We start from the raw sequence: 8,825 nt of genomic DNA on the forward strand, positions 1-8,825 counted from the left end.
AAGAGGGTGTTCAGATCTTGCGTCACAACATGATCTTGAACACCCTCTGTTCACGCCTGATCGTCAGCCCAGGACATAGGACTTACTCGTCTAGTGCCGCCCGGCACCCGATGCGGCCCCCCGGGTTCGCCGGCCGCGGCACACCGGGAACCCGGGTCCGGGCGCACCCCGCGGACGGGGGCGGCAGGGGCCTGGTCAGCGCAGGCTACTCATGGGTAACATTCGGGTATGAGCGCAGATCAGATGTCGATCGGCGAGTTGCTCGCCGCGACGGTGCCGATGGTTCGCACCCTGAACCTGGAGTACCTCGAGACCACGCCGGAGAAGGCCGTGCTGGCCCTCCCGGACCAGAGCGAGTACCGCAACCACGTCGGCGGGCCGCACGCGGGCGCGATGTTCACGCTGGGCGAGTCGGCCAGCGGCGCCGTCGTCCTGGCCGCGTTCGGCGACCAGCTCGCGCGGGCCGTCCCGCTCCCGGTGCACGCCGAGATCGCGTTCAAGAAGATCGCCCTCGGTCCCGTCACGGCGACCGCGACCCTGGGCCGCCCCGTCGCCGATGTCGTCGCCGAGCTCGACGCGGGCACCCGCCCGGAGTTCCCGGTGAGCGTCGCCATCCAGCGCCAGGACGGCGCCGTCACCGGTGAGATGACGGTGCTGTGGACGCTGCGCCCCAACGGCTGACCTCCGCCCACCGCCGGGCCCGGATCGCGTCGCCCGCCGCGATCCGGGCCTGGTAGGACTCCGGCCGGGGCCCGCCTGCCGGCCGGGGCCCGCCTGCCGGCCGGGGCCCGCCTTTCGGTCGGAGCCCCGCTTTTCGGCGGTGCGGTCGCGCGACGGCCGGGCCCGCCCACCCTCCGGCGCCGTGCGCCTGCGGTGCCGCCCGCCTGTGGGCCCGCTGCCCGTGGTGCCGCCTGCCTTGCGGTGCCGTGCCCGACGTGCAGGCGGTCTCCCTGACGGCCGGTCACCGCGGTTCGGGCCCGGACCGCGGTGACCGGCCTCCAGGAGCACCGGCAGGGGCGGGCAGCAGCCGCGAGGGGCGCCGGGGGCGGCCGCCGCGCCGCCGCCGCCGTGCGCCGACCCGGTAGGCTTCCCGGGTACGCCCCGTGCGGCGCACGCGGAAACGCGGCGGCACGAACAGAGTCACGAACGGGAGGGACCGGCGGTGCACGTCCAGGAGTGGCTCGACACGGTGCCCGCGGCGGCCGTCTACGCCGTGGTGGGACTGGTCATCGGTCTGGAGAGCCTGGGCATCCCGCTGCCCGGCGAGATCATCCTGGTCTCGGCGGCCCTGCTGTCCTCCCAGCACGCCGGCGTCAACCCGGTGATCCTCGGCGCGTGCGCCAGCCTCGGCGCCATCGTCGGCGACTCCATCGGCTACGCCATCGGCCGCAAGGGCGGGCGGCCCCTGCTGGCGTGGCTCGGCCAGAAGTTCCCCCGGCACTTCAGTGAGGGGCACGTCGCCACCGCGGAGCGGTCCTTCGAGAAGTGGGGCATGTGGGCCGTCTTCTTCGGCCGCTTCATCGCCCTGCTGCGCATCTTCGCCGGCCCGCTGGCGGGCGTGCTGCGGATGCCGTACTGGAAGTTCCTGATCGCCAACGTCCTCGGCGGCATCCTCTGGGCGGGCGGCACGACCGCCGTCATCTACTACGTGGGCGTGGTCGCGGAGTCCTGGCTGAAGCGCTTCTCGTGGCTGGGTCTGGTCGCGGCGGTGCTGATCGGCCTGACCTCGATGCTCGTCCTCAAGCGCAAGGCGAAGAAGGCGACGGCGCACAGCGCGCCGGCCGAGAAGGAACCCGTCCCGGCCGTCGACTGAGCACCCACGGGCCCTACGACTTGTCGTGGACCTCGCGGTGCGCCGCCGCCAGGTCCGCGTACAGCGTCCCGTTGAGGGTGACGCCCGCCCGCTCCTCCTCGGTCAGCGGGCGCCTGACCTTCGCCGGCACCCCGGCGACGAGGGAACCCGGCGGCACCTGCATCCCCTGCGGCACCAGCGCCTGCGCGGCCACCAGGGAGCCCGCCCCGATCACCGCGCCGTTGAGCACGGTCGCGCCCATCCCGATCAGGCAGTCGTCGCCGACGGTCGCCCCGTGCACCACGGCGTTGTGCCCGACCGACACCCGCTCCCCGATGGTGACGGGGAAACCCGGGTCGGCGTGGAGCGTGCAGTTGTCCTGCACGTTGCTCCGCGCCCCGACGGAGATCCGCTCGACGTCGCCGCGCGCGACCGCGCCGTACCAGAGACTCGCCCCGGCCTCCAGCGTCACGTCGCCGATCACCGACGCGGTGGGCGCCACGAACGCCTCCTGGTCGATCTTCGGTTCCCGGCCGCAGATGCCCGTGACCAACGCCTTGTGCGTCATCGCCCTCTCCTCGTCGTCGGATGCCCCCGCACGGTACGCCATCCGGTGGGGTGAAGATCACAGGGCCTCGGCCTCTTGAGGGCCCGCCGCGCTGAGTACCGTGACCCCGTGCCGATGCGCAAGAACACGTTCTCATCATGGCGGCGCCGCCTCGCGCAGCGCGCCGTCCACGCGGGCTGGGCCTGGGTGCAGCGCACCGGCTCGGTCACCGCGCAGCACCCGGGACGGTTCCGCTTCGGAGCGATCGGGACCGGCACCAGGCTGGCCTTCCCGCTGGGCACGGTCTTCGGCGAACCCTGGATCCACCTGGGCGCCCACTGCATCGTCGGCGAACAGGTCACCCTCACCGCGGGCCTGATGCCCGACCTCGACCTCGGCCCCGAGCCGATCCTGCGCATCGGCGACGGCGTCGTCCTGGGCCGCGGCAGTCACGTCATCGCGGACACCACGGTCACCATCGGCAGCGACTGCTACTTCGGGCCGTACGTGTACGTGACGTCCACGAACCACTCCTACGACGACCCCCACCAGCCCATCGGCAAGCAGTGGCCCCGGATGGAGCCGGTGGAGATCGGCGCGGGCTGCTGGATCGGCACCGGCGCGGTGATCCTGCCCGGCGCGCGGATCGGGCGGAACGTGGTGGTCGCCGCCGGCGCGGTGGTCCGGGGCGTGGTGCCCGACCACGCGGTGGTCGCCGGGGCGCCCGCGCGGGTGGTGCGGCGCTGGACTCCCGCCGACGGTTGGCAGCCGCCGCTCCGGACGCCCCCGCCGGTGCCGATCCCCGACGGGGTCACACCGGAACAGCTGCTGGCGCTGTCGGAGCTGGACGAGGAGGCGGCGGCCAGGCTGGCGCAGCTGGACGCGGAGTCCTGACTCAGCCGGTCGCCAGCAGCAGGGTGCCCACCAGGGCCAGACCCGCGCCCGCCGCCTGGATCCGGTGCAGCCGTTCGCTGAGGAAGCCGCGCGCGGCCAGGGCGGTGACCACCGGGTAGAGCGAGGCGAGCACGGCGGCGACGGTGACCGGGCCGTACTGGGCGGCGATCGCGTAGGTGCCGTTCGCCGCTACGTCCGCCAGGCCCACGAAGGCCAGCGCCGGGAGCGAGGCCCACGGGAAACCCTCCGGCGGCAGCGCCGCGCCGCCCCGCCGCACGGAGGCGTACAGCGCGGCGCCGCCGACGGCCACGTTGGTCACACGCTGCACGAACAGCGCGAGGAAGAGACCGGTGACGGTGGTGGACGCCTCCGCGATGAGCGCGAACACCGCGCCGAAGCCGAGCGCCGCGACCAGCGTGAGCAGGATGGTCTGCCGCCGCACGGCGGCGCCCCGGCGCTGCGGCCCGCCCGCGAGGACGACACCGGCGACGGCGACCGCGATGCCCGCGGCCTGGACGAGGCCCGGGCGCTCGCCGAGGCACAGGCCCACGCCGACCGGGACGGCCACGCTCAGGGTGGCCAGCGGGGAGACGACGCCCATCGGGCCCTGGGCGAGGGCCTTGTAGAAGCAGATCATCGCGACCGGCCCCACCAGCCCGGCCGCGAAGGCGAACCACAGCCGCGGCCCGGCCTCGCCCCAGCCGCCCGTGGCCGCCACGATCACGCCGAGCACGGCCGCTGCGACCGCCTGTGAGACGACGACCACCGTGAGCACCGGAGCGCGCCGGGTCAGCAGCCCGCCGCCGAAGTCGGCAAGGCCCCACAGCAGGCTGGTGGCCAGGGCGAAGAATGCTGTCACGGCTCGCCTCGCAGTACAGTTCGGTGCACGATCGGGTGCACCCCACCGTAGTTCACTGAAGTGGACTTTGTCATCCAGGATATTGCCCTCGGGGGTGGTGCTCCCATGGGCCTCGACGAGTTGGACGGAATGTGTCGGACCTCGACCTGCTGACCCAGTCCCTGGCGCGCAACGTCAAGCGCTGGCGCAACGAGCGCGGCTTCACCCTCGACGCGCTGGCCGCCCGCGCCGGGGTCAGCCGCGGCATGCTCATCCAGATCGAGCAGGCGCGCACCAACCCGAGCATCGGCACGGTCGTCAAGATCGGCGACGCGCTCGGCGTCAGCATCACCACCCTGCTCGACTACGAGCAGGGCCCCAAGGTCCGGGTCGTCCCCGCCGAGCAGGCCGTGCGGCTGTGGCACACCGACGCGGGCAGCTACAACCGGCTGCTCGCGGGCACCGAGGCCCCCGGCCCGCTGGAGATGTGGGACTGGCGTCTGATGCCGGGCGAGAGCAGCCCGTCCGACCCGCACCCGGCCGGCACGGTCGAACTCGTGCACGTCACGGCCGGCGAGCTGACGCTCACCGTGGACGGCGCCGAACACCGCGTCCCGGCCGGCGCCAGTGCCTCCTTCGAGGCGAACACCCCGCACGCCTACGGCAACACGGGCGAGGTCCCGATGGAGATGATCATGGCCGTCTCCGTCCCGCCCGTGCGCTGAGCGGCCCGAGGCCCGCTGTTGGCGTGCCGCCACGGACGTACCCCATCGGACACTTCGACCACGCCGCCCCCGCCCCCGACGCCCTCGGCGAACTGATCCGCCCGGTCGCCGGCGCCGTACGCCACTGGAGCGGCAGCGTCCCCGCCGCCCGGATCGTCTGCGTCGACACCGACCCGCGACGGGCCGACACCGCCGTCTTCGTGGAGCAGTTCGGCCGGGAACTGCTCCAGCGGTCGGCCGACTGCGTGGTGGTCTCGGGCGAGACCGGCCTGGAGTACGGCGGCGCGGCAAGCTGCGTGCCGGGCAAGGCGTTCACCGAACTGCCCGGCGCGGTGGTGGTCGGGAGGGTGGCTCGGGGTGGCCTGATCTCGCTCCTCAGGCGGTCGCGTGGTGCGCCAGCGGCAGGTGCGGGTCCGCTTCTCCCGGCGCCGGCGCCGGATCCGCGTGCACCAGCGCGGCCGTGAGCCGCGGCACGGCGTGCAGCAGGGCGTGTTCGGCGTCGACCGCGATGCCGTGGGCCTGCCGCAGCGTCGCCTCGCCGTCGACGACCACCGCGACCTCGGCCCGCAGCCGGTGCCCGATCCAGCGCAGCCGCAGCTCACCGACCTCCCGCACGCCGGGAACCGCCCGCAGTGCCTGTTCGGCCCGGTCCACCAGGCCCGGGTCGACGGCGTCCATCACCCGCCGCAGCACCTCGCGGGCCGCGTCCCGCAGCACCAGCACGATCGCGGCCGTGATCGCCAGCCCCACCAGGGGGTCGGCCAGGTGCCAGCCCAGCGCCGAACCGCCCGCGCCCAGCAGCACGGCCAGCGACGTGAACCCGTCGGTGCGGGCGTGCAGCCCGTCGGCCACCAGCGCGGCCGAACCGATCTCGCGGCCCACCCGGATCCGGTACCGGGCCACCCACTCGTTGCCCGCGAAGCCCACCAGGGCGGCCACCGCGACCGCCGGGACGTGGGTGACCGGGCGCGGGTCCAGAAGCCGGCCCGCCGCCGCCCACGCCGCGAAGGCGGCGGACGCGGCGATCGTCAGCACGATCACGATGCCCGCCAGGTCCTCCGCCCGGCCGTAGCCGTAGGTGAAACGGCGGGTTGCCGCGCGCCGGCCCAGCACGAACGCGATCCCGAGCGGTACGGCGGTCAGCGCGTCCGCCGTGTTGTGCACCGTGTCGCCCAGCAGCGCCACCGATCCGGACAGCACGACCACGGCCGCCTGGGCCAGCGCCGTCGCGCCGAGGACCGCCAGCGAGACCCACAGTGCCCGCATGCCCCGGGACGAGGCCTCCAGCGCGGCGTCGACTTTGCCGGCGCTCTCGTGGGAGTGCGGGGTGAGCAGGTGGCGCAGGCGGGAGCCGACCCGAGGGTGCTCATGCGGGTGCTGGTGGTGCTCGTGCGGGTGGTGGTGACTGTGGTGGTGGTGCTCGTGCGGGTGGTGGTGACTGTGGTGGTCGTGCCGGTCGCTCACGCCGGTCCCCTTCCGTTCCGCGGGAATGGACGCGGGGCGCCCACGGCACCATTATGTGCGTATGAGCGCACGCATGCACCTGTCACCTGCGCATGATGCGCACCCGCGCACCCCGGGCGAGGAGCAGTTCACGCTCGCCGCGGAACTCCTGGCGCTGCTCGGCGATCGCACCCGCCTAGCCCTGCTGCACGCGCTGACCGCGGGCGAGGCCGACGTCAGCACGCTCACCGAGGCGTGCGGCGCGGCGCGTCCGGCGGTCAGCCAGCACCTGGCGCGGCTGCGGCTCGCGGGACTCGTGGACACCCGCAAGGAGGGGCGCCGGGTGATCTACTCCCTGCGCGACGGCCATCTGCGCCGCCTGGTGGAGGAGGCGCTGAACGTGGCGGACCACCGGCTCGGCGGCCGGCCCCCGCACGACTGAGCGGCGTCAGCCGGACGGCTTGCCGAGGTACTGCTCGGCGAACGCGGCCGCCGCCGCGGCCGACGTGAACAGGCGGCGCAGCCGGGCGAGCGAGGTGCCCGCGCGATAGGCGTCGCCGGACGACGTGCCGTGGAACACCTCCGACAGCCACTGCGAGAACTCCTGGTAGTCCCACACGCGCGCCAGACAGGCCGCCGAGTAGCCGTCCAGCCCGCGGGTGTCGCCCTCGGTGAGGTACGCGACCAGCGCGTCGCCGAGCAGGAAGGCGTCGTGCAGGGCGAGGTTCATGCCCTTGGCGGCGATGGGCGCGGTGAGGTGGGCGGCGTCCCCGGCGAGGAGGAGACGGCCGAACACCATCGGCTCGACGACGTAGTCGTGCATGTCGAGGACGCGCTTCTCGAGCAGCCGCCCCTCCGTCAGCCGCGGCCGGTCGGCGACGGCCAGCCGTTCCTGCAGCTCCGCCCAGACCCGGTCGTGCGGCCAGTCCTCCGGGTCGTCGCCCGGCGGGCACTGGAGGTAGTAGCGGGTCACCTCGGGGCTGCGGGCCATGTGCCCGGCGAAGCCGCGGGGATGGACGCCGAAGACGACGCAGTCGCTGGAGGGCGGCGCCTCGGCGAGCAGCGCCAGCCAGCCCACGCCGTAGTCGTGCCGGGCGATCCGGGCGCGCCCCGGCGGCAGCACGGTCCGCGTCACCCCGCGCGCCCCGTCGCAGCCGGCCACGAAGTCGCAGCGCACCAGCCGACGTTCACCGGTGTCCGGGTCGGTGTACGACACCGAGGGCCGGTCCGAGTCCAGGTCGTGCGGCCGGACGTCCCGCACCCCGAACCGGATTTGCCCGCCGCGCACGTCCGCGTACTCCCGCACCAGGTCCGTGACCAGCAACGGCTGCGGATAGACGTAGTGGTGATGGCCCGTCAGTTCCGCGTAGGGGAACCGGTACCGCTGCCGGTCGAAGCGGAACTCGCACTCCGAGTGCGGCTGGGCCCGCTCCAGCAGGCCGTCCGCCAGGCCCCGCCGCCGGAGTTCGCGCACCGCCCACTCCTCGATGACCCCTGCCCGGGGCCGCTGTTCGACGAAGGAGCGCGTCTCGGCCTCCAGGACCAGGCAGTCCACGGAAGCGGCCCGCAGGATGTTCCCGAGGGCCAGACCGGCGGGTCCCGCGCCGACGATCACGACCGGAAAGTGTTCCGCGGGAGCGGAGGCGGAAGCGGGGGCGGAGTCGGGAGCGGAGTCGGGAGCGGAGTCGGGGGCGGAGGATAAGTTCACCCGAACATTATGTCGGCGCCGCACCGGCCGGGGTTCAGCGCCGTCGGCCGGGGTGCGGCGCCGCCGGGCCGCTCAGCCCAGGCGCGGGATCTCGATGGCGGGGCACCGGTCCATCACCATGTCCAGCCCCGCGGCGCGGGTGCGGTCGTAGGCCGCCTGGTCGACGACGCCCAGCTGGAACCACACGGCGCGAGCGCCCTTGGCCACCGCCTCGTCGGCCACGGCCCCCGCCAGGCCGCTGTTGACGAACACGTCGACCACGTCCACGTCGAAGGGGATGTCCGCGAGGGAGGCGTACCCCTGCTCGCCGTGCACCGTCTCCGCCTTGGGGTGGACGGGCACGACGCGCTTGCCGAAGCGCTGCAGCACCTGGGCGACGCCGTACGCGGGGCGCCGCGTGTTCGACGAGAGGCCCACCACCGCCCAGGTGTCGCCGAGCTCGGTGAGAATCCTGCGAACCGTCGCCTCGTCGCCGTACACAGCCGGCCTCCTCGTAGCCTCGGGGAAGATCTGTCCGGTCGCACAACGGCGCACGGCCCCGGGGGATTCCCCGCCCGCCCCGCGTCCCGCTCACCCGGACGGCGCCGCCCCGCGGCACCGCCCGGGCCGCGAGCCGCACACCGCGACCAGGCCGAAACCGTGCGGTAGCCTGCGCCCGGCCGCCGGCCCGCCTACGCTCACTCCGTGCTGCGCATCACCGACGCCCGGACCGGCGAACCCGTCGACGCCACCCCGACCCGGCGGGGACTGACCCGTGGGGGGGGGCCCCCCCCCGGGCCCCCCCCCCCCCCCCCGCGGCGGGGGGGGGGGGGGGCCCAGCGGGGGGGGGGCCGGGAACACGGCGGGCCCCCCCCGGGGGGGGGGGGGGCGGGCGCACC

Annotated in this window: 11 protein-coding genes; 6 read left to right on the forward strand and 5 right to left on the reverse strand. The window is 74.5% G+C overall.

Features of this window, described 5'->3' with window-relative positions; genetic code table 11:
* The first annotated feature begins 243 nt into the window (after nucleotides 1–243).
* Entirely contained in the window at nucleotides 244–681 is a 438-nt protein-coding gene (locus tag ACH4ZX_RS39745; RefSeq protein ID WP_398283750.1) for a DUF4442 domain-containing protein, read from the forward strand.
* A 481-nt stretch (nucleotides 682–1,162) separates the two neighbouring features.
* Nucleotides 1,163–1,813, forward strand: a complete 651-nt coding sequence (locus ACH4ZX_RS39750; protein ID WP_398283732.1) for a DedA family protein — start codon at nucleotides 1,163–1,165, stop codon at nucleotides 1,811–1,813.
* 13 nt (nucleotides 1,814–1,826) lie between these two features.
* On the opposite strand, the gene ACH4ZX_RS39755 is transcribed toward ACH4ZX_RS39750, so the two are convergent.
* Nucleotides 1,827–2,360, reverse strand: coding sequence for a gamma carbonic anhydrase family protein (locus tag ACH4ZX_RS39755; RefSeq protein ID WP_398283734.1), 534 nt, complete (start codon nucleotides 2,358–2,360; stop codon nucleotides 1,827–1,829).
* A 108-nt stretch (nucleotides 2,361–2,468) separates the two neighbouring features.
* Here ACH4ZX_RS39755 and ACH4ZX_RS39760 point away from each other — a divergent pair, with 108 nt between their 5' ends.
* Nucleotides 2,469–3,233 (forward strand): acyltransferase, encoded by a 765-nt coding sequence (locus ACH4ZX_RS39760; RefSeq protein ID WP_398283736.1) that lies wholly within the window; start codon nucleotides 2,469–2,471, stop codon nucleotides 3,231–3,233.
* Between the two features lies 1 nt (nucleotide 3,234).
* Here the strand turns inward: ACH4ZX_RS39760 and ACH4ZX_RS39765 are convergent, their stop codons facing one another.
* Nucleotides 3,235–4,092: an EamA family transporter gene (locus ACH4ZX_RS39765; protein ID WP_398283738.1), complete on the reverse strand. Its 858-nt coding sequence runs from the start codon at nucleotides 4,090–4,092 to the stop codon at nucleotides 3,235–3,237.
* A gap of 131 nt (nucleotides 4,093–4,223) precedes the next feature.
* Between ACH4ZX_RS39765 and ACH4ZX_RS39770 the strand changes: the two genes are divergently transcribed.
* Together ACH4ZX_RS39770 and ACH4ZX_RS39775 are read left to right on the forward strand one after the other, a co-directional pair.
* Nucleotides 4,224–4,796 (forward strand): helix-turn-helix domain-containing protein, encoded by a 573-nt coding sequence (locus ACH4ZX_RS39770; RefSeq protein WP_398283740.1) that lies wholly within the window; start codon nucleotides 4,224–4,226, stop codon nucleotides 4,794–4,796.
* 23 nt (nucleotides 4,797–4,819) lie between these two features.
* The gene (locus ACH4ZX_RS39775) at nucleotides 4,820–5,260 is read left to right on the forward strand and encodes a hypothetical protein (protein WP_398283742.1); all 441 of its coding nucleotides are present in this window, start codon (nucleotides 4,820–4,822) and stop codon (nucleotides 5,258–5,260) included.
* Here the strand turns inward: ACH4ZX_RS39775 and ACH4ZX_RS39780 are convergent.
* A complete protein-coding gene (locus tag ACH4ZX_RS39780) occupies nucleotides 5,172–6,260 on the reverse strand; it encodes a cation diffusion facilitator family transporter (RefSeq protein WP_398283744.1) in 1,089 nt (362 codons plus the stop codon). The two genes, ACH4ZX_RS39775 and ACH4ZX_RS39780, sit on opposite strands and share 89 nt — an antisense overlap.
* A gap of 61 nt (nucleotides 6,261–6,321) precedes the next feature.
* Between ACH4ZX_RS39780 and ACH4ZX_RS39785 the strand changes: the two genes are divergently transcribed.
* Entirely contained in the window at nucleotides 6,322–6,681 is a 360-nt protein-coding gene (locus ACH4ZX_RS39785) for a metalloregulator ArsR/SmtB family transcription factor (protein WP_360754476.1), read from the forward strand.
* Between the two features lie 6 nt (nucleotides 6,682–6,687).
* On the opposite strand, the gene ACH4ZX_RS39790 is transcribed toward ACH4ZX_RS39785, so the two are convergent.
* On the reverse strand, nucleotides 6,688–7,854 hold the full coding sequence (locus ACH4ZX_RS39790; protein ID WP_398283752.1) for a 4-hydroxybenzoate 3-monooxygenase: 1,167 nt from the start codon (nucleotides 7,852–7,854) through the stop codon (nucleotides 6,688–6,690).
* A gap of 165 nt (nucleotides 7,855–8,019) precedes the next feature.
* On the reverse strand, nucleotides 8,020–8,427 hold the full coding sequence (locus ACH4ZX_RS39795; RefSeq protein ID WP_398283746.1) for a CoA-binding protein: 408 nt from the start codon (nucleotides 8,425–8,427) through the stop codon (nucleotides 8,020–8,022).
* Nucleotides 8,428–8,825: the final 398 nt, after the last annotated feature.

Origin of the sequence: Streptomyces sp. NPDC020490 (assembly GCF_044335305.1) — a bacterium.
Taxonomy (GTDB): Bacteria; Actinomycetota; Actinomycetes; order Streptomycetales; family Streptomycetaceae; genus Streptomyces.